This is a genomic window from Bacillus sp. LR--39 (assembly GCF_053613335.1).
In genome coordinates this window covers 1-513 of the sequence record NZ_JBSIOT010001624.1, presented here as the reverse complement: position 1 = coordinate 513, position 513 = coordinate 1, and the positions used below count along the sequence as shown (strand labels likewise).

The following is a 513-nucleotide window of genomic DNA, read 5'->3' as shown; positions in this document are numbered from 1 at the left end:
ATTCGCTGTCGGCATTGCGATTACAATAATGCATGTATGGCTTGAATCACCGTTTGTTCAAGCAGTATGGAAAGGCATTTCTGTTTCTGTTTGGCTGATCTTAGCTGCATATATGATCTACTGGGTGCTGATTGGGTATCAAGGCGTGAAGGAGTTTGGAAAACGCGGAGAAAAGCTTGTTCTACATACGATTCTGATCTCAATGGTGCCAAACGTCATTTTTATGCTTGTTTTTCTATTCAATGTAATTCCTGCTGCGCTGTTTCAATCCTTGTTGACACCTTGGTTTGTTGGAACTTGTGCTTTTGCAACGCTGTTATTTCCGTTATTTGGCCGAATGGGCTGTTATATTGGCAGGCGTCAGCTTGTCTGATTTTTTAGGTATATACATAGAATTTCTATGTAAAGGAGGTGTATGTCGTGAGGATTAGCTCTTGTTTATATGGTTTTGTAGCTCATGGGGCAGTATTTTTGTTTACTGGTGGCTGCATGCTCTTGGCTATGGCAGCCAGC

General features: G+C 41.7%; 2 pseudogenes. Both read left to right on the top strand.

Features of this window, described 5'->3' with window-relative positions:
• Positions 1-373, top strand: a pseudogene (locus ACWHAR_RS32170) (permease prefix domain 1-containing protein); the annotation flags it as partial.
• 47 nt (positions 374-420) lie between these two features.
• Positions 421-513, top strand: a pseudogene (locus ACWHAR_RS32165) (hypothetical protein); the annotation flags it as partial.